Annotated in this window: 11 protein-coding genes; 2 read left to right on the forward strand and 9 right to left on the reverse strand. The window is 71.4% G+C overall.

Annotated elements, in window-relative coordinates; genetic code table 11:
- The first annotated feature begins 100 nt into the window (after window positions 1-100).
- Window positions 101-1876, forward strand: a complete 1776-nt coding sequence (locus NR798_RS01730) for a DUF885 domain-containing protein (RefSeq protein ID WP_375769628.1) — start codon at window positions 101-103, stop codon at window positions 1874-1876.
- A gap of 13 nt (window positions 1877-1889) precedes the next feature.
- Here NR798_RS01730 and NR798_RS01735 read toward each other — a convergent pair whose 3' ends face one another.
- The 9 genes from NR798_RS01735 to NR798_RS01775 form a co-directional block, all read right to left on the reverse strand.
- A complete protein-coding gene (locus NR798_RS01735; RefSeq protein WP_375769629.1) occupies window positions 1890-2543 on the reverse strand; it encodes a hypothetical protein in 654 nt (217 codons plus the stop codon).
- A gap of 8 nt (window positions 2544-2551) precedes the next feature.
- Window positions 2552-4219: a hypothetical protein gene (locus NR798_RS01740; RefSeq protein WP_375769630.1), complete on the reverse strand. Its 1668-nt coding sequence runs from the start codon at window positions 4217-4219 to the stop codon at window positions 2552-2554.
- Between the two features lie 319 nt (window positions 4220-4538).
- Window positions 4539-6584 carry a lipoxygenase family protein gene (locus NR798_RS01745; protein WP_375769631.1) on the reverse strand — a complete coding sequence of 682 codons (2046 nt, stop codon included), beginning with the start codon at window positions 6582-6584 and terminating at the stop codon, window positions 4539-4541.
- Window positions 6585-6671: 87 nt separating this feature from the next.
- The gene (locus NR798_RS01750; RefSeq protein ID WP_375769632.1) at window positions 6672-9239 is read right to left on the reverse strand and encodes a DUF5916 domain-containing protein; all 2568 of its coding nucleotides are present in this window, start codon (window positions 9237-9239) and stop codon (window positions 6672-6674) included.
- Window positions 9240-9285: 46 nt separating this feature from the next.
- Window positions 9286-10107, reverse strand: coding sequence for a TfuA-like protein (locus NR798_RS01755; RefSeq protein WP_375769633.1), 822 nt, complete (start codon window positions 10105-10107; stop codon window positions 9286-9288).
- A complete protein-coding gene (locus tag NR798_RS01760) occupies window positions 10104-11345 on the reverse strand; it encodes a YcaO-like family protein (RefSeq protein WP_375769634.1) in 1242 nt (413 codons plus the stop codon). The genes NR798_RS01755 and NR798_RS01760 overlap by 4 nt, the downstream gene beginning before the upstream one ends.
- A gap of 12 nt (window positions 11346-11357) precedes the next feature.
- Window positions 11358-11867, reverse strand: coding sequence for a hypothetical protein (locus NR798_RS01765; protein ID WP_375769635.1), 510 nt, complete (start codon window positions 11865-11867; stop codon window positions 11358-11360).
- 71 nt (window positions 11868-11938) lie between these two features.
- Window positions 11939-15400 carry a serine/threonine-protein kinase PknK gene (locus NR798_RS01770; protein WP_375769636.1) on the reverse strand — a complete coding sequence of 1154 codons (3462 nt, stop codon included), beginning with the start codon at window positions 15398-15400 and terminating at the stop codon, window positions 11939-11941.
- Between the two features lie 63 nt (window positions 15401-15463).
- Complete coding sequence (locus NR798_RS01775; RefSeq protein WP_375769637.1) at window positions 15464-16858, reverse strand: hypothetical protein; 1395 nt, start codon at window positions 16856-16858, stop codon at window positions 15464-15466.
- Between the two features lie 340 nt (window positions 16859-17198).
- Here NR798_RS01775 and NR798_RS01780 point away from each other — a divergent pair, with 340 nt between their 5' ends.
- Window positions 17199-18548 carry a sigma 54-interacting transcriptional regulator gene (locus NR798_RS01780; protein ID WP_375769638.1) on the forward strand — a complete coding sequence of 450 codons (1350 nt, stop codon included), beginning with the start codon at window positions 17199-17201 and terminating at the stop codon, window positions 18546-18548.
- Window positions 18549-18553 lie beyond the last annotated feature (5 nt).

The following is an 18553-nucleotide window of genomic DNA, read 5'->3' on the forward strand; positions in this document are numbered from 1 at the left end:
CGGGCGAGGCTGCGGGAGGAGGCGCCGGGTGCGCAAGCGGTACGGAGTCCACTCCGAGCGCCTTCCCAGGCGCGCACGGGGGATGGAGACTGCGGAGGTGATGCTTCGAACCACCCTCTGCTGTGCCGCCCTGCTCCTGGTGCCCGCCTGCGCTCCACGCACGGGCTCGGGGCCGGCGGCCTCCGCGTCCGCCATGGCCTCCACTCCCGCCGATGCTGAATACGCCCGCTTCGCCCGCGAGTACCTCGACTGGTACTACGCCGCGCACCCGGTGCGCTCGACGAACCTGGGCCTGCACCAGTACGACGCGCGGGTGCAGGACCTGTCGGCCGAGGCCATCCAGCGCCAGGCCGGGGAGCTGCACGGGTGGCTCGCGCGGCTGGAGCGGCTGGACCGGGCGGCGCTCACCGGAGACGCGGTGTTCGACGTGCGCATCCTGGAGAACGCCATCCGCGCGGAGCTGCTGGAGTTGGAGGAGGAGCGCGGCTGGCAGCGCAACCCGATGCTCTACAACGGGGTGATCGCCAGTGGCCTCTCGTCGCTGTCGCAGCGGGAGTTCGCTCCGGTGGAGGAGCGGGTGCGGAGCCTGCTGGCGCGGCTGGAGCGGATTGCGGCGGTGGTGGCCGCGGCGAAGGAGAACCTGCGCGACGTGCCGAAGCCGTGGGCCGAGCAGGGCCTGCGCGACACGCGCGGCACGGTGGGCTTCCTGCGCTCGGACTTGCCGAAGGCGCTGGAGGCGCAGGGGCTGGCGCGGGTGGACGCGGGGCTGCGTCAGGAGCTTTCCACCGCGCTGGCGCGGGCGGTGACCGAGGTGGAGGGCTTCGCGAGGTGGCAGGAGCAGGAGCTGCTGCCGAAGGCGAAGGGGGACTTCCGGCTGGGGAAGGCGCTCTTCGAGAAGAAGCTCGCGCTGGAGGAGCACGTGGAGCTGACGGCCGAGCAACTGCGCGACGTCAACGAGCGGGCCATCCGGAGGTACCAGGAGTGGGTGGCGAAGGAGGCGGCGCGGGTGGACGCGACGAAGTCACCGGTGGCGGTGATGGACGCGCTGGTGCACGACCACCCGACGGCCGAGGAGCTGATTCCGACAGCGCGCAAGCAGTTGGAGGAGTGCCAGCGGTTCGTGGTGGAGAAGGGGCTGCTGACGCTGCCCTCGGAGCGGCTGCCGGCGGTGAGGGAGACGCCGCCGTACGCGCGGATGGGCTTCGCGTCGATGGATACGCCGGGGCCATTCGAGACGCGGGCGACGGAGGCCTTCTACAACATCACCAACGTGGAGCCGGAGTGGACGGCGGAGCAGAAGGCGCAGCACCTGACGTACTTCAACCGCGCGGGGCTGCTGGGCATCACGGTGCACGAGGGGATGCCGGGGCACTTCGTGCAGCTGCTGTACGAGGCGCGGATTCCGACGGAGGTGCGCAAGGTGTTCACGCCCGCGTCGCTGGTGGAGGGCTGGGCGCACTACGTGGAGCAGATGATGGTGGACGAGGGCTTCGGCGGGGGAGACCCGGCGGTGCGGCTGGGGCAGTTGCGGCGGGCGCTGCAGAGGCATGCGCGGTGGCACGCGGGCCTGTCGATGCATGCCTTCGGTGAGTCGGTGGAGGGCGCGGCGAAGCGCTACGCGGAGATCGCCTACTTCGAGCCCTTCCCGGCACTGCGCGAGGTGCAGCGGGGCACGTTCAACCCGACGTATCTCTATTACGCGCTGGGGCGGATGCAGATCCTGAAGCTGCGCGAGGACTACAAGCGGTACCTGGAGGCGCGGGGACAGACGTTCTCGCTGCGCGACTTCCACGACCGGTTCCTGCAACTGGGGCTGCCGGTGTCATTGGCACGGCAGGCGATGATGCCGGGGGACACGGCGCCGTCGCTGGAGTGAGGGGGCTTCTCGCTCAAGCGGATTTCACCCGGGCGAGCCAGTCCTGGAACTCGTCCCCCAGGTTCATGATGAAGTCGAAGCGGCCGGTGATGATCATCTCAACGAGCCGGCGGTCGCGCGCGATGAGCTCGGGCACGCTGTCGGGAAAATGGATGCCGGGCATGCCATCGAACAGGTAGCCCTGGTCCACCACGAGCAGGTCGATGAAGTGGGAGAGGGTGTCGAAGAAGCGGTCCACGTCCGAGGCGATGGGCAGGACGTACCTGTCCATGTAGGCATCAATGAAGATGACGGGCTGGCGGCCTCGTTCGTCGGCCAGCTTGGGCACCACGGCGAAATAGTGGGCGAGCCCGGGGATGTTCCCGAAGATGACGGAGGAGCGGAAGGGTTCCTCCGAACGGCGAAATCCTTCTGTGTCCAGTGCGATTCCGTTGCGCTGGTCATCGACCCGGCTGAGGAAGAGCTGCCCCCCGAACTCTCCTCCGAAATCAGCTCTGCCAAGGCGCCTGTAGACGGCCGCGAGTAGAGGGTCGAAAGGGTAACCCGCAACGAGTGCTCCTGCTTCAGGCGGGGCACGTCCTGGCGGCCGGAATTCCATGTGCAGCCCGTACTTTCGATACATCTCCATCAGCCGATCGAGCCCGGGCAGTGGGATATCCGCAGTCATGGCCATGCTCATTTCAGTATGAGATTTACCAGCAACTTCACTTCCTCAAGTGCATCCGCCTCGGCTTTGGCGAGTGCGGACGCGGAGCGGCCCACGTCATAACGTTGGTTGACCCAGCGGCCAAAGTGCCGGTCTACGATGGCAGCCACTTTCCGCACGTCTTCCTCGGTGGCCTTGCCTTTCGCCCGCCGGAATGACGTCCAGATATTGTTGATTCCCTCGTGCACGAGTTTGTGCACGCCCCACAGGTTTTCGCGGGCGTTGATGTTCAACCGATGGAAGAGATGCGCGTACTCCAGGGGAAGGCGATGGTGCACAGGATAGAGAAATCCATCGTCATCAATCAGGAGCTTCGCCAGGTTGGTATGGAGCTTCCCGTAGAAGTCCTTTTGCGCCATCCGCCTGAGCTCGTTGCTCGCATCGCGGTCCAGCCTGGCGTCGAGGAGCTTCTCGAAGCGGGCCATGAGCTTGCGGAACTGCTCCTTCTCCGCGACCGACAGTCCTCGCGTCTGCGCCTTCGTCCACAAGAGATGGAATTGTTCCCGCTCTGCCGGACGTACCCGGGCGAGGAAGTAGCGGAACCAGGCCACCGCCTCCGAGCCGCCCCGGGCCAGGATGGGCGCCAGCCTGGGCGCCACCGCCTCGAAGAGCGCGAGGCCACCGCGTAACGCGAGGCTGCTGATGAACCAGGTGGCGAGGAACTCGGTACTGGTGACGCCCGCTTGCACGAAGGCGTCCTGCGTCTCCTCCCTCCACTCGCGGAGGATGCGCTCGTAGAGCGCATAGTGCTCGGCGACGAGGTCAGGCGAGGCCTCTGGCGCCGGACGCAGCGTCCCGGCTTCCATCACGCGCCAGTGCGCATGCTGCTCCGTCCGGCGGTGCTCCGCCTCCAGCCTCAGCCGGAGGGTGCGCGGTCCGATGCCCTGGGTGAACGGCAGGATTCCCTGGGTGAGCTGCGCCACCAGTTCCGGCGAGGGCTCCCGGACAGGCGGGCCGCCATGGGAGTCGTAGCGCGCGGTCGTCGCATCAAGGACCCGGTCATCATCCAACCGGACCTCCACCCACGCCGTGGCGTTGCCTCCATCGGGTACCCGCAGCCCCCTGGACACCTGGGTGGCCACGGCATGCGCCTGGGCAAGGGTGTCCGCTGTCACGCCCGTGCGTCGCATGGGCAGCGTCCTGGCCTCCAGTGGCTTGGAGTTCTCCGAGGTGGTGAGGGAGCGCAGGCTCCACGTGCTCCGCTGCCGGTGCAAGGTGAGGACAAGCTCTCCAATGCGAGCCCTCACGTAGGTGGGCAGGTGGTCCTCGAATCCCGGGGCGAACGAGTCCGCCTTCTTCGCGAGGTGCGCTCCTCCGGCACCACGCTTCCAGGACAGCAGGCTCAGCACGCCGTTCTGAGCCCAGAAGCGGAAGACCAACTCGACGTCTGCCTCCTCCACGTGGCTGGCCACTCCACGCATGCCCGATAGCGCCTCCGTGGCCTCGGCCCGGCGTGCTTCTTCGTCCGTCTCCTCGTTGCGCGCCTCCCACGGTGGATTCAGGTCCCTCCCGGTTTCCTCCGTCGGAAGGTCCTCCTCGGGCTCGATGCCATCCATCGCTCCCGTTGTCGCGCAGGCCTGGAGCAGCAGGGCCAGGAGACATATCCACCCGGCGGGTCGAGCCGTTCCCCATCTCATGTCCGGGCGAGCCTATCCCGCTATTCGGTTCCCCATGCGCCCTGGCCCGCGGCGACTTCAATGTTGAATCCGATTTGACCTTTGTGCACGGGGCAGACCCGAGGATGAAGGGAGCCCGCAGGGGCTGCGGAGGCGAGGGGGAGTCCACTCCTCCAGACGGTGGTGCCAGGCCCATGGAAGTAAGTCCTTTCAGGGGGAGGTCCGGCCGCGCTCGGGAGCAACTGGTCCTACTGTCGGACCAGTCGGCACGCTGCGCGGCCAGAAGGTGCCCTCCGCGTTGCGGCAAGAGCACCCCCTGAACGGACTTACTTCGGATGGCTTAGATGTTGATGCTCTGCGGAATCGCCGACGGCAGCAGCGTCTCGTAGGGGATGCGCGACAGGTTGCGCTGGCCGATCTCCCGCTCCGTGGCGCGCAGCCGCTTCTGGAAGGCCTGCATCGCCGGCCAGACCCGCGCGTCCTGGAACCAGGGCTCGCGCAGGTACGTGTCGTAGCCGCCCAGCCGGGTGAAGTACACGTTGCCCAGCCCGAAGGTGACCGCCTGCTGCAGGAAGGCCATCTGCAATGGCGGCAGATGGCTCAGCTCCGCGCTCTCCGGCAGTTCCTCCTCCACCGAGGTGGGCGCGGGGGCGTAGGCCGCCAGCGGCAGGGCCGGGGTGAAGCTCATGACCGTGCGCTGCGGGAAGTTGACCGCCGCGTGCTGCGCGCTCGCGGTGAAGAGGACGTAGGTGGCCAGGTCCACCAGGTACTCGAAGGTCTGGATGCCCGCGCCGTTCTCCCCGACGTCCTTCAGCTTGCCGCCCTCGGCGCTGGACAGCTCGGTGACCCAGCCCTGCAGCTCGTAGTCGCCGCGCACGGCGGCGTCATCGTTGTAGTAGATGGCGAGGTACTCGCTCACCCAGCCGCGGATGTCGTTCCAGAGCAGCAGCGCGTCGTCGCGGTAGGGGAAGTCCGGCAGCTTGGAGGGGTCCTCCACTCCGCGAGCCGCCAGGGCCCTGGGCAGGAAGGCCTGGTTGATGGAGAGGTTGGCCACGGCCTGGATGCTCAGCTGGGTGGAGGCGGTGATCTCCCCCGCGAGCAACTGGTCCACGGGGCCGCCGGGGGCGATGAGGGAGCCCTCCGCGGCGTTGTTGATGGCGAGGGTGCCCTGGAAGTGCGGCGTCAGCAGGAGGTAGAGCGGGTGCTGGGGCGCGAGCTGCCGGGGCGTGGCCATGGCGAACTCCTCCAGGACCAGGTGGGTGAGGCCCAGGTGCGCGATGAGCTCGTGGTGGTTGCCATCCGCCACCTGCACGTGCAGGCGGGCCAGGCGCCAGGAGGTGCCGTCCTTCGGGGTGAAGATGGGACTGGAGCGGCCGGGCGTCTGCGAGCACTGGATGGCCACCGCGCGCAGCTTCCGGTCGGACACGTTGGCGGCGGGCACCGCGAACAGGGCGAGCGGTGCTTCGATGTACTTCTGTCCGCCCGAGGTCTGTCCGGTGGGGATGCCCTGGAAGAGGGCGTAGTCCGTCAGGAACAGCCGGCCCTCCCGGCCCGCGCGGGCCAGGGTGTCATCCGGGCCCATCACGGACTGGAACTGCGCGTCCGTCACCGGGAACTTCTCGGGGAGCGCCTGGATGCCCTGGAGCACCATCGGGTTGGGCCCGGCCAGCCGCATGCGCGCGAAGACGAGGTCGCTCTCGTAGTTGCTGGCGACCGAAGGAGCCTGCAGCAGCGAGAACTGGGTCGAGTAGGCGTCGAGCGACGCCGCCTTGCCGTACAGCCCCAGGTACGCGAGGAACAGCTCACCCGCCTCGGACAACAGCTTCTTCAGCAGGGTGTCGATGAGGTCGCGGATGTCCTGCCCGATGGCGGGCACGTCCAGCGCGGCCTGGGTCGCGATCTCGGACACCAGCGTGACTCCGGCGGTCTCCTCCAGCTTCTGGCCCGCCGCCTTGAGCAGCGTGCGGGGGCCCTCGATGACTCCGGCGATGAGCGCCACCCCCGGGGAGCGCGACGCCTGGTGGAGCCGGGCCGTCCGGTCCGATAGCCGGCTGAAGCCCTCCGCCAGCTCCTGGTAGAGCCCCTCGACCCTGCGCAGCTCCGGCTCGGACAGGCCGGCGTCGTTTTGGATCGCCTCCCCGTTGTCGAAGAGCTTCGCGCCGATGGCCAGCACGTTGCCCAGCAGTTGCAGCGCGGTGGTGGCGATGCCATCCAACGAGACGAAGGAGAAGTTGTCCTGGCGAGGAACCTCGGCCGCGATCCCCAGCGGGCTCAGCCGGCTGTCGAACCGGTAGGTGTAGACCTGCCGCTGGCTCGTGAGGGTGGTGAGGCGCTGCGCCTGCTCGGCGGGCGAGTCATTCTGCGGAAGGGACGGCGTGGGATTCATGGCGCTCCTGGGCGGTAGGCCACGCATCATGTGCCGGGTGCCCGGGGCGGGCTATGAGGTGAATCACACCCTCGCGTGACGATCCGGTCACGCGCCCCAGTACCAGGACCACTTCACCATCAACGCGTCGTTGGCCGCTCCCGCCAGCAGGCCGCTCGGCATCAGCGTGTGCGGCGGCCGCGCGCCCTCTGCCACCGGGAAGCGCTGCTGCCCGTGCGTGTACACCACGTACAGCGTCGAGCCCAGGCGGTACTCCCAGCGCAGCACCATGTTCAGGTTCAGCGCCACGTCGTGGAAGTCGTCCGTGTTCTCCCGCTCCACCGGCACCAGGCTGGCGAAGCGGATGGGCGTGCGGGCCGCGTCGGACACGCCCTCGTAATAGGTGCCGTAGGCCCCGTACGCGGTGAAGAGCTGCGCATACGCCTGCAGCGTCAACCGCGGCGTCACCACCCACTGTTGCCGCAGCGTCAGCGACATCGAGTCCGTCAGCAGCGGGCTCAGCAGGAAGCGGTGGTCTCCCAGGTCCTCGATGAAGCGCGGCGTGAAGGGGGTTCGGTCCAGGACCACCTCCAGCCGCGTCTCCAGCGCCGGGTGGGGCCGCACCGTCCCATACAGGTTCACCAGTCCCCCCCACGCCGGTGTCACCGGGCCCGACGGGATGTTGCGGGACACCGCCACGAAGCCTCCCACCGACGCCATCCGGTTCTCGTTCGTCTCCACGATGAGCGCCGCGAACATCGATTGCCTGTTCTCCAGCGGCACGCCCGTGCTGTTCAACTCGCGCACGTTCCAGCCGCCCACGTCCGCGCCCACCTCCACCCCGACGTAGTCGAAGCTCGGCAGCTGCGCGCCCGTGTTGAAGTTGAACCAGCTCCCCCGGTTGAGGGCCCGGCCGTCCGTCGTCCACCGCGTGCCCGCGTTGAGGTTGGCCGAGTAGGACTTGAAGGGCCCCATGCCGTCCGGCCGCTGGTAGCGCAGCGAGAGCCGCGGCGCGTGCTCGTTCTGCGTGCGCTGGAAGCCCGTGCCGTTGAGGTTCAGCCGCGGCGTGGAGAAGTCATCCCCCACGTCCCACCGGAAGCCCTCGCCGCCGAACTTCCCCGCGCGCACGTAGGCGCCCAGGCCCGTGTCTCCCCGGCGCAGCACGGTGCCATCGCGCAGCGTGCGCTCGGGCACTCCGCCCACCCCCTGTGAGGCGTCCACCTGCCCCATCAGCCCGTACGCGCCGTCCGCCGTCTTCAGGTCGAAGTCCACCGCCGCCGCGTTGCCTCCCCTCGCCAGGCACGGCTCCGGTTGCAGCTCCTCGTCCAGCGCCGCGTCCTCGTCCGAGCACCCGCCGGTGAGGGGCGTCGCCATCGTCACCATGCCGCCCACGCGCGAGTTCGTGCCCACCTGTCCGCGCACCACCGCCGCCAGGTAGTTCATGGGCACCGCCGGAGAGGTGGGCAGGGCGTTGTGGGGGCCCACGTGCAGCGGGCGCGTCAGGTGCAGGCCCACCGTCCGGTCCGGCCGCTCCTCGTCCACGTCCCGGCTCCACGGCCCGGTGACGACCGCGTCCAGCAGGCCCACCTCCACGCCCGGCGCCACCGTGCCCGTCAGCTTCGCCGCCCCGAGGATGGGCGTCTCCAGCCCGATGCGCCTCGAGTAGAAGAGCGTCTGCGGCCCGCCCTGTCCCCCCACCGGGTTGAACAGCTCCATGCCCTGGGTGAAGAAGGGGCGCTTCTCCGGGAAGAAGGTCTCGAAGGTGGAGAGGTTGAGGATGAGCTGGTCCGCCTCCACCTGGCCGAAGTCCGGGTTGAGGGTGCCCGTCAGCGACAGGTCGCTGGTGAGGGCCAGCTTGAAGTCCAGCCCGAGGTCCGCCGACGGGTCCACCAGCCGGGGCCAGGGCCTCGCTGCGTCCGAGAACTGCGGCCGGGCCACCGTGCGCGCCGCCAGGTACGGCACCAGCTCCACCGCCCGCTGCGGCTTCAGCTCCTCCAGGCCCGTGAGGTGCCCCAGCCGTGACACCACCGCGTTGCTGGTGCGCGGGTTGAGCACCGTCTCCAGCTCCTCGTTGCGGCGGGCGATGTCCCGGCGCACCGAGAAGCCCCACGTCTGCACTGGCGCCTCGGGGAAGCGCAGCAGCGACAGGGGAATGGCGAATTCGGCCACCCAGCCCCCCTCGCGTGGCGCCGCCGCCGCGTCCCACACCCCGTCCCAATCCGTGCTGTACAGCCGGTCGTCGTAGTAGAGGCCGTCCGACTGCACCCCGCCCGCGTTCACCGTGAAGACGTAGGCGGTGCGGTGGTCGTGCGTGGTGTCCAGCAGCACCTTCACCCGGTCCGAGTACAGGTCGCTGTCGCGCCGCCCCAGGTTGCGGTTGATGAGCGCCGGCTCCGAGTCGTGGTTGGTGACGGCGATGTAGAGGTTGCGGTCGTCGTAGAGGACGCGCAGCTCGGTGCGCTCGCTGGGGGCCTTGCCCGCGTCCGGGAAGCGCTGCACGAAGCCGTCGAAGACGGGGGCCCGCGCCCACGTATCCTCGTCCAGCCTGCCGTCCACCGTCACCGGGCCGGTGGCCCGGGCCGCTTGGAGGAACTGAGTGCGGCCGGGTCCCTCGACCGCCGCGGCCGCCACCGCCCCCCACAGCAGCCCCGCCGTCAGCATCCCCTCACGCAGCATGTGGAAATTCCCCCTCCGGGCCCGCTCCTACTTCCGGCCGCCTTCTTTATTCCGGGAGAGGGAACGAACGGAGTTTCCGTCGATTGCGTGGAGCAGATGAGGGTGGACGAGGGCCTTGGCTGGAGTGAGGGACTTCAGGCGCATCCACGCGATCTCTGAGGGCCTGCCAGGCATCGGTGTGTGAGAAGTGGTAGCGGACCTTCTTCGGTGTGATCTCGCCGGAGAACCGCTCGCGCATCACCTCGAGGAGGCGGAGCGCGTCCTGGCGCTTCTGGTCCACCCGGTGGCTCCGGACGAAGCCGCCCAGGGCGTCGAGCTCTCCCGCCCCCAGGCCGCGCTCGCGGGCGTGGGCCAGCAGCGGCGGCCAGGCGCGCTCCGCATAGAAGCGCTCCTTGGCGAGCACCAGCAACTCCCCCTGCGTGGTGCTGGAGATGACCCCCTCCCTCCTCGCCGCCGCGAGCGTGGCGCGGATGTTCACCATCGGCTCCGACAGGGGCCGGTACCCGTCCTCCTCCGTGCCGTGGAGCAGGGCCACTTCGTCGTCGTCCTCGAGCTGGCCCTGCTCGAACCACTCGAAGATGGTGCCCACCCCCTCCATCCCGAAGGACGCCAGCTCCGCCGCGCGCAGCGCCCCCATGCTCGCGCCGCCCAGCACGTGCACCCCCTGCGACATGGCCCAGAGAATCTCCTTGTGGGCCACCGCGTTCACCTGCTCGAACAGCCCGTCGATGAGGCCGAGCGCCACGGGCTTCTGGCGCAGGGCCCGGTAGAGGTCTCCCTGCTGGGCGGGCGGAAGGAAGACCGCGTCCAGCACCGCGCGCCCTTCCTCCGGCCTCAGGCTCGGTCCACAGAACACGATGAGGCTCATGCGCCTGCCTCCTCGCGGGCGGCCAGCACCGCCCGGGCCCGCGCCCCCGGGGTGTAGCCCGGCAGCTCGTGGAGGACCTCCAGGCCCGGAACCATCACCCGCACCACCGGCACGCCCAGCTCGGGCTTGCTCAGGTCCACCCCCACCGCCTCGCCCAGTCCCACCGCCCGGAGCCGCTCCAGCACCCACTCCACGTCTCCTTCGAAGGTGTCGCTCTCGTGGGTGGGCACCTCGCTGAAACGCCGCCGGGGCCCGGCCGCCTCCCGATGCTCGTGGAACTGGCGCAGCCGCTGCCTCAGGGCCGCCGGCTCCAGCCGCTGGGAGAACATGTCGTCCCGGGCGCCGGAGATGAGCGTCAGCCGGCTCTGGGCCGCCTCGGTGAGTGCCCTGAGCAGGGCGATCTCCCGCGCGGGGTGACACCCCAGGCCCCCCATCGGGCCGAGCGGCCGCTGCGGATCCAACTCCCCGGGCGCGATGGCACAGCGGAAGGCGGCGACGCCGGTATCGCTGGTGACGTCCCAGAGCGTCACGGCCACTCCGGCGCGCTCGTAGCGCTCGAGCACCTCGCGGCACGCGGGGTCCTCCACGCTCTCCAGCGCCACCCGGGTGCGCAGCTTCTCCTCCCGCCCGCGCAGCCACCACAAGGTGGTGGCGTCCCGTTCGAGCAGCTCGCACAGCCCGTGGCTGAGCGCCTCGGTGAGGTGGTTGCCCGAGGCCAGCCCGCTCGAGGACATCATGAAGCAGCCACTGCCGGGCGGCAGCGGCAGGGTGAAGTCGGTGTGCACCAGCTCGTAGGGCAGCCAGCGCGAGCCCCCGTCGAAGAGGCTCCGGCCCTCCACCCACAGCGTCCGCAGGTGCTCGTGGAAGCCGCCGGGCGCGCAGCGGGGCAGGGCGGCCACGTCCACCAGCCGGTGGGAGAAGCGCAGCTGCTGGTGCGTCGCCAGCTTGAGCGGCAGGGTGATGTGCTCGGCGTGATAGGACTCGATGGCCTCCATCAGCCCGGAGACCTTGGCGGCGGTGAGGGTGAGCCCCTTGCCCTGGGCCACCGAGAGCGAGCGGGCGTTGGGCCGCGTCACCATCACCACCGGCAGGCCCAGGGTGTCCAGCCCGGTGACGTTGGCGAGGCGGGTGATGCCCAGCACCGGCATCAGCCGCTGGGCGCGCGCCAGGGTCTGCTCGGGCGGGACGAGCCGGTGGGTGCCGGCGCGGAACGGCTTGGGGGTCCTCGGGAGGCTCACGGGACGCGAGGACTACGTGTCCTGCTCCCCCGGGGCCGCAGGAGGCGGTGCCCACACGTCCGCCTGCTTCACGTAGCCGAGGTTGATGACGTAGCAGGTGACGTTGATGGCCGCCGCGCCCTCGGTCCCGGGCGGGACGTAGTAGGCCTCCTGCCCGCTCATCTCCTCGAGCGTGGGGATGGGCTGGCCGCTCATCCTCGCCGGGTCCACCTCCACGAAGCTCGCCGTGGAGACCGCGTAGAGCTTGCCGTCGGGCGCGTAGACGAACATCAGGCCCACGCCGATGGACTGCGTCAACGTGTAGCCGTCGCTCCGGGTCGCGGTGATGGTGGTCTCCCCCGGCCTCAGTCCCTTGATGGCGCAGCTCAGGTTGCCGGCCTGGGGTCTCAGCTCGAGGAGGGGCGGGTCCTCCGGCGGACACGACCAGCTCCAGGCGTTGGTGTTCGTCTGGGTGATGGTCCAGACGGTCTCTCCGTTCACGTCCACGTTGACTGTTGGCGAGAAGCTGAGCCTGGGCGACATGTGCGTTCCTCGGGGCCGGGGGCAGCGCTGGGCTGCCCGCGCGCCGCCCATCCTCTCATACCCGGGGGCGCTCAGAGCTGGCCGTGGCCGCGGGCGAGCTCGAGCGCCTGCGCGAGCCGCGCCATGCCCTCGCGGTGACGGCCCTGGGCGTGGTGCGCCACGGCCTCCTCGAGCCGCGCGTGGGCCGGGGGCGGGAGGCGCTGCTGCCGGGGCTCGAGGAGCGCGCGGGCGTGGTCCACGGCGGCGCCGGGCTCGCCCCCCGCGTGGGCCAGGGCGAGCAGGGGCCAGCGGGCCAACCACTGGAAGGGGAAGACGAGCGAGAGGGGCGCCCAGCGGGCCAGGGCCGACTGACAGAGCGCCTGCGCCTCGGCGTGACGGCCCTCGTGCCAGGCCACCCAGCCGAGGTTCGCCTCGGCGGCGGCGACGTAGTCTTCCATCTGGCAGGCCCGGGCCACCTTCGCCGCCTTCGGGGCGAGCCGGTGCACGGCGCCCGTCCGCCCGCGCTGCCGGTGCAGCTGGGTGAGGTAGCTCAGGCAGCGCGCCTGCAGGGGCACGTGCGCGAGCCGCTCCGCCTCGTCGAGCGCCGCCCTCATCCCCGCCTCGGCTTCTTCCAGCGCCCCATGCCAGAGGAGCACGGCGGCGAGCGTGAAGCGCGCGGTGGCCAGCTCCACGTGCTCCCCACTCTCCTGGAGCGCCAGCACGCTGTGCCGGGCGTGCTCCACCGTCCCCGCCGAGGCCGCGTAGCGCTCGGCCCGCAGGTCGCGCTGGACGAGCGACTGGAAGAAGCGCGCCCGTTGCGAGGGCGTCCCGTGCGCCCGCACGCCGGGCCCGGCGCGCCGCACCAGCGCCTCCAGCTCGCGGGTGTTGGCCGTCCAGTAGTGCGTCGAGATGCGCTCTATCTGCAGCTGCACCCACTCCCGCCACCAGGCGGCCGCCTCCTCCGGGGAGGGGGGCTCCTCGCCGAGGCAGTGCTCGGCTTGCGCGAAGGCCGCCAGGGCCTCCTCGTGCCGGTGGTGCGGCTCCCAGCTCTTGCCCAGCTTGCGGTGGAGGCGCGCCCGCGCGAGGGCCTCGGGCGCGGGCAGCTCGCCCAGCACCTGGGCGTAGGCGCTCCGGGCCTCGTCCTGGCGTCCCAGCACCCCGAGGAGCTCGCCGAGGTGCTCCCGCTGCGCCCACGGCGGGCCGAGGCCGGGGGGCAGCGGCCCGGCGTGCGCTTCCGCCTCCCGGAGCGCGGCCTGGTACAGGGCGGCGGCCTGCTCGTGGGCGGACGTGCGATGGGCGTGCTCGGCCGCGCGCACGAAGCTGGCGTAGGCCCGGCCGTGGGCCCCCGCCCCGGCGTGGTGGAGGGCCAGGGCCGCGTGGAGGCCGTCGTGCACCGGCCCGGCCCCTTCCAGCAGCAGGGCGGCGCGCTGGTGGAGCGCCTCGCGCCGGGCCCGCGGGAGGCTCTCGGCCACCGTCTCGCGCACGCGCTCGTGGACGAAGTGGAGCTGGCCCTCCTCCTCCTCCAGCAGGGCCCGGAGGCACAGCGCGTGGAGCGCATCGGAGGCCACCGGCTCCTCCAGCCCGGCCAGCCGGGCGAGCAGCTCCGCCTCGCGCACCGGGCCGAGCACCGCGGCCGCCTCGAGGGCCGCCCGCGCCGGAGTGTCGAGCGCGGCCAGCCGTCCGTGGAGCAGCTCGGCCAGGGAGCGCGGCGGCGCGCCGCCCGGGGCCTCGGGGGGGAGGAAGCGCCAGTGGCCCTCGCGCTCCCGCGCCAGGGCGCCCCCGTCGATCGCCGCGCGCAGGTACTCGGCGGCGAGGAAGGGGTTGCCCTCGGCGGCCTCGGTGAGGAAGCCGCCGATGTCCGCGGGCAGCTCCTCCAGGGCGAGCATGCTGGCGGCCATGGCGCGCACGCTGCCGGCCTCCAGCGGCTCCAGCGCCACGTGCGTGCTTCCCGCCGCCTCGATGACGGACGAGAGCCTCCCGCCGGGCTCTCCACTCCGGTAGGTGCCGAGCAGGAGGACCGGGGCCTCCGCCAGCGGGCCCAGGCCGGCGCCGCGCAGGAAGCCCAGCGACAGCTCATCCGCCCACTGGAGGTCATCCATCACCAGCACCAGGGGCTTGTGGGCCGCGAGCGCCACGAGCGCGGAGGCCAGCGCGTCGAAGAGGCGCAGGCGCGTGCTGGCGGCGTCCAGCGGCGGGGGCTCCGGGTAGCGCTCCAGGCCCGGCAGCTCTTCCAGGGCCGGCTCATGGGCGGCGAGCACCCTGCCCGCGGGGCCGAGCAGCTCCCGTGTCACCTCGGCGCCTTCCCCCCGGCAGGCATCCGCCAGGGCCAGCAGGAGCGGCCGGAAGGGATGAAGGGGGGCCGAGGAGAGGGGGGCCGAGGAGCGCGCCTGCGCGCCGGGCGCGTCCCCCGGCCGGCAGGGGCAGCTCACCACCGCCAGCCCCCGCCCCATGGCCCGCCGGGCCAGCTCCATCACCAGCCGCGTCTTGCCCACGCCACTGCCGCCGCCGAGGTAGATGCGTCCTCCCCGCCCCTCGCGCCGCAGTTGCTCCACCGCCGCCTCGAGCCCCCCGAGGACGTGCTCGCGGCCGGTGAGCTCCGGGCGGTACAGCCAGGGCCGGGGGCGTGGAGCGGGTGCGCGGGGCTCGTCCTCGAGCGGCGCGGCGTGTTCCCACCGGCTCAGCCACTGCTCGAGGAGCCCGGCCACATCCTCGGCGTAGCCGAGCCGGGCCCGGGGCCGCGGCTCCAGCAGGCGCAGCACGAGGCCGTCCAGCCCGGGGGGCAGCCCGGGCACGAGCAGGGAAGGCGCGAGCGGCCGCTGGCCGGAGGGGCGCTGTCCGGAGGGGCGCTGTCCGGTGAGGCACTCGTAGAGGATGATGCCCAGCGCGTAGAGGTCGGCGCGCGCGTCCACCAGCTCGCCCGCGAGCTGCTCGGGGGCCATGTAGGAGCGCGTGCCGATGGCCCGCAGCTCCTCTCCGGAGGTGAAGGACTCGCGGCCCGTGACACCGCCAAAGCGGGCGGCGATCCCCAGGTCCACCAGCACGGGCGCGCCGCGCTCGGTGACGAAGATGTTCTCCGGTTTGAGATCCCTGTGGACGAGCCCGGCGCCGTGGAGGGCCGCCAGCGGTGCGCACACCTCGCGGAGCAGGGCGAGCAGCGGGGCGGTGCGTGCGGGCACCGGAGGGCCATGGGAGTGGGGGGGGACGGGGGGCGCGTCCTCCGAGGTGGGCAGGGTGGGCTCACCCTGGGCGGGAGCGTGGCCGCCACTGGCCATCAGGTCGCGCAGCGTGCGCCCGTGGAGCAGCTCCATGGCGTACCAGGGGAGGCCCTCGTGGACGCCGTGGTCGAGGATGCGCACCAGCCCCGGGTGCCGCGCTTGGCCGAGGGCCCGCACCTCCCGCCGCAGACTGGAGAGGTGCAGGGCGGAGGGGGCCCGCACCGTCTTGAGCGCGACGAGCTGTCCGCTCTCCCGGTGCTGGCCCCGGAACACCTGCCCCATGCCGCCCCGGCCCAGCGTGTCCAGAATCCGGTAGGGCCCGAGGGCAGCGTGAGTCATCCGCGAGGCGACTATAGCCCTCGCCCCGCGCCGCTGTCCCCGGGAGGCCGCCGTCCTGGCCCGTTACTGGCTCGAGGGCCACGCCGCGCTGAAGTCGAGCGTGAAGGTCTTCACGGTGGACGGGATGCTGTACCAGGAATACGCGTGCCAGGCCCAACCCGGGTTGTCCTCGTAGATGAACCAGGCCTGCACCTTGTAGGTGTACTGGACGGACATGCTCTGCTGGGTCGCGGGCGTCCGGCACCACACCGTCTGGGTGGCGAAGTTGAGCGAGGTCGTCGAGAGCGCCGGGAGGGAGTTGATGCCACCCATGTCCACGGCCCCGTCGGGGAAGCTGGTCATGTTGCCCTGGTAGGGGGTCGCCTGGGCGAAGGTCCAGCTATTGGAGTCGTTCTGGACGATGGACCAGTCGGTGATGGTGCTCGTCTGCGACGAGCCGACGGTGTAGCTCGTGTTGCCCGAGAGGCCGTCCGTCCCGGCGGAGAGCCCGACCGAGAAGCTCGAGCTCGAGGTGTACGTGGTGGCGTTGTTGATGTTGTTCGGGGAGGACTGCTTGTAGGCCAGCGACGTGCTGGAGATGTCCTGCCCGGAGACCACCAGCGAGCCCAGGGACCAGCCGAGGTGGGTGTCGTCGTTGGCCTTCAGGGTGGTATCGCACAGCCCGGAGTTGTCGATGATCAGCCACTGGACCGGGGTGTTGAAGCTCGTGTTGTCGTAGTACACGCCGACGGTGACGAGCCCCTCCAGCAGGAAGGAGCCCTGGGGGGGCGTGTAGCCGTCCTTCGTGCTCCCGCTCGTGGTGAAGGGCGTGTAGAGGGTGATGGGCGTGACATCATAGAGCGTGGTGGGGATGTAGCCGGGAGGGTTGGTGGGCGAGGTGGTGGTCGCGTCGAGCTGCAGCACCTTGCCCGAGGCGAGCCGGGTCACATCCTCCGCGAGCCGCTGCATGAAGCGGCTGAGGTCGGCCGGGGGGCTCGCGGAGGCGCTGGGGGGCGCCTCGCCGGCCGGCTGCTGCTGGAGGCTCCCATCCTCCTGCTTGAGGGCCGCGGTGCAGGCGGACGGGCCGGTGGCGGTGGGAAACTGCTCGCGCAGCGCGAGCCGGAGCCGGTTCGCGTTGTCCCTGCGCGGCTCGAGGAGCAGCGCGATGCTCGTCTCCTGGATGTAGTGGCGGAGGATCCTCGCCTTCGCCAGCGCCTGCTTGTGCTCCGTGGTGGGCTGGACCACCAGCACCGGCCGGTTGTTCTCCAGCGCGGCCTGGAGGTCCGCGGCGTGGGCCGAGAGCTCTTCCGGCTTCAGGGTGCTGCAATCCAGGACGACGAGCCCGAAGTCCTGGGGCCGCTGCGTGCCCTTGCTCTTCACGAGCGTGCCCAGGCGCGCGAGCTGCTCGGAGAACAGCGCATCGAGTGCCCCTTGCCCGTAGACAAGGAATTGAGAGTCGACCTTCGTGGATGGCTTCAAGGGTGATGGCTCCAAGGGTTGAGTGAGACGGGGAGGACCGTGCAACGCTCTTTCCGGCCGCCGTTGCTGCCGCGGCACCGCGAGCGCGTTCACCCGCATGAGCAACCGCCGTACCAGCGTTCCTGAGAGGGGATCCCCGGTGTCCGGGCCTTCAGCGGGCGTGTCCGCGGACGTCCGCGGACGTCCACGGTCCACGCGGGGCACGCCCCTGTGGCATCATTCCCGGCGCTTGGGCACCTCCCCCCCGAATCATGGCGAGACGCAGGAGACCGGCACCCAACCCACGGGACCGGAGGGCGCCGCCAGGAGCACGGGCGGCACCGGGATGCGGGTGTGCCTGATGGCCTCCTGTGGCGTGCTCGACGGGCGCACCTGCTGGGAGCTGGCGCCCGGCGGGATGCTGCTGGGGCGCTTCACGCTCGCCGCGGACGAGGGCCGCGTGGATCCCCGGGTCTCCCGCGAGCATGCGCGGATTGCGCGCGGGGAGGGGGGCTGGAGGCTGGAGGAGCTGGGCGGGCGCAACCGCATCCGCCTCAATGGCGTGGTGGTGGAGGGCCCCGCGGCGCTCCAGCCGGGGGACGTCATCCGCCTGGGCAGCACGCTCCTGCTGTTCTGCGGTGTGCCAGCCGGCCCGGGCCCGGCCCGGGGGGAGCCCGAGCTGCTCGGTGAGGGCCCGGCGATGAGGGCCGTCCATCAGGCGCTCTCGGCGGTGGCGCCGAGGGGCAACTCCGTCCTCATCATCGGGGAGACGGGGACGGGCAAGGAGCTCGCCGCGCGCGCCCTGCACCGCGGGAGCGGCCGCCCGGGGAAGCTGGTGGCGCTCAACTGCGGCGGCCTGGCGGAGGGCATCATCGAGAGCGAGCTGTTCGGCCACGTGCGAGGCGCCTTCACCGGGGCGGTGGCGAGCCGCGAGGGGCTGTTCCGGGAGGCGGAGCAGGGCACGCTCTTCCTGGATGAGATTGGCGAGATGCCGCCCGGGCTGCAGGTGAAGCTGCTGCGTGTCCTCGAGACGCGCACGGTGAGGCCGATCGGCACGGCGCACGAGGTGCCCATCGACGTGCGGCTGGTGGCGGCCACCCACCGGGACATGGTGGCGGCCGTGCGCGAGGGGCGCTTCCGGGCCGATCTCTACGCCCGGCTGGCGCAGTGGAGCATCGCCCTGCCGCCCCTGCGCGAGCGGCGGGAGGACTTGCCGCTGCTCATCCGCCACCTGCTGGGGCGGCTGGGCGAGGAGGGACGTGCGCTGGAGGTCGCGCTGCTCGAGGCGCTGCTGCTGCACCCGTGGCCGCTCAACGTCCGGGGGTTGTACAACTTCCTGTCCATGGCGGTGGTGGGCACGGCGCCGGGAGCGCCGCTGGAGCTGAGCCCTCGGCTGGAGCAGGCCCTGGCCGCGGAGCGCGCCCTCGGACAGGGGGCGGAGCCGGCGCCCGCGCCGGGGCGCGAGGAGGACGCACCGTCCGGAGTCCGGGTGCCGGGCGCCGCCGAGTTGGAAGCGGTGCTGGAGCGCTTCCAGGGGAAGGTCACCCAAGCGGCGCGGCACCTGGGGTGCTCCCGGCAGCAGCTCTACCGCTGGCTCGAGGCGTACGGCCTGACGGTGGAGCGCTTCCGCCCGTTCTCAGGGGAGGCGGTGGGTGGGAGGAGGCCGGCGAAGGAGCCTTTCCCCGGCCCGGAGGGCGACGAGGGCGCGTAGGTGCT

Origin of the sequence: Archangium gephyra, from assembly GCF_042230915.1 — a bacterium.
Taxonomy (GTDB): Bacteria; Myxococcota; Myxococcia; order Myxococcales; family Myxococcaceae; genus Archangium; species Archangium gephyra_B.

What these genes read in the sequence shown, in the direction of transcription:
- NR798_RS01730 (WP_375769628.1), top strand. Translation starts at nt 101, where the DNA reads ATGCTTCGAACCACCCTCTGCTGTGCCGCCCTGCTCCTGGTGCCCGCC.
- NR798_RS01735 (WP_375769629.1), bottom strand. Translation starts at nt 2,543, where the DNA reads ATGACTGCGGATATCCCACTGCCCGGGCTCGATCGGCTGATGGAGATG.
- NR798_RS01740 (WP_375769630.1), bottom strand. Translation starts at nt 4,219, where the DNA reads ATGAGATGGGGAACGGCTCGACCCGCCGGGTGGATATGTCTCCTGGCC.
- NR798_RS01745 (WP_375769631.1), bottom strand. Translation starts at nt 6,584, where the DNA reads ATGAATCCCACGCCGTCCCTTCCGCAGAATGACTCGCCCGCCGAGCAG.
- NR798_RS01750 (WP_375769632.1), bottom strand. Translation starts at nt 9,239, where the DNA reads ATGCTGCGTGAGGGGATGCTGACGGCGGGGCTGCTGTGGGGGGCGGTG.
- NR798_RS01755 (WP_375769633.1), bottom strand. Translation starts at nt 10,107, where the DNA reads ATGAGCCTCATCGTGTTCTGTGGACCGAGCCTGAGGCCGGAGGAAGGG.
- NR798_RS01765 (WP_375769635.1), bottom strand. Translation starts at nt 11,867, where the DNA reads ATGTCGCCCAGGCTCAGCTTCTCGCCAACAGTCAACGTGGACGTGAAC.
- NR798_RS01770 (WP_375769636.1), bottom strand. Translation starts at nt 15,400, where the DNA reads ATGACTCACGCTGCCCTCGGGCCCTACCGGATTCTGGACACGCTGGGC.
- NR798_RS01780 (WP_375769638.1), top strand. Translation starts at nt 17,199, where the DNA reads ATGGCCTCCTGTGGCGTGCTCGACGGGCGCACCTGCTGGGAGCTGGCG.